The sequence below is a fragment of the Teichococcus deserti genome (genome assembly GCF_001982615.1).
GTDB classification, from domain to species: Bacteria; Pseudomonadota; Alphaproteobacteria; order Acetobacterales; family Acetobacteraceae; genus Pseudoroseomonas; species Pseudoroseomonas deserti.
This window is the reverse complement of record NZ_MLCO01000593.1, coordinates 1-651: the sequence shown is the minus strand read 5'-3', so window position 1 is coordinate 651 and position 651 is coordinate 1. Positions and strand designations below refer to the sequence as shown.

Annotated in this window: 1 protein-coding gene; it reads right to left on the bottom strand. The window is 80.5% G+C overall.

The window, feature by feature from the left end:
• Positions 1-651 (bottom strand): hypothetical protein (locus BKE38_RS32735; protein WP_408887440.1); only part of this gene is annotated, 651 nt, incomplete at both ends.

Sequence of the window (651 nt, the reverse complement as noted above, 5' to 3'; positions counted from 1 at the left end):
CCTCGAGCAGCGCGGCGTTGAAGCCGGCGAGCCCTTCCTGCCAGTCGCCGCTGCGCAGTGCCTCGGCCGCCGATGCGGGGCGGCAGCTGGCACCGGCGCCGCCGGTCAGCCAGGCACCGGGCGGCAGCGGCACCAGCCCGCCGACCCGCTCCAGCCCGAGCAGCAGCCAGTCACCGCCGAGGCGCAGCCAGAGCGGCCCGCCGCGGGCACCCTCGGCGGCCACCACCACGGTGCCGGCGGGTGGCCGCTGCCGGGCGCCGCGCGGCGCCAGCGCGAGGTCGGCCTGCGGGCGCGGCAGCAGCGGGCGGGCCAGGCCACCGGCCAGCGCCTCGGCCCAGGCGTCGATGGCGGCGCCCAGCGGCGCGGGGTCGAGCGCCGCCAGCGCGCCGGGCGGCAACGGGCGCAGCCGGGTGCCGCCGGCGCCCACCGCGATGGCGCTGGTGCCGGCCAGGTCGGTGCCGAGGCCGCAGACCAGCCCGCCCTCGGCGATGCTGCCGAGATAGTGGCGGGTGCCCTCGGTTGCCGGAGGCAGAGCGGCGCGCAGCGCGAAGAGGGCGACGCTGCCGGCCTCGACGATCCAGCGGGCCTCCGGGTCGTCCAGCCGCAGCGGCGCATGCGCCGGCAGGGAAAAGGCTTCGGGCGGGGTGGGCA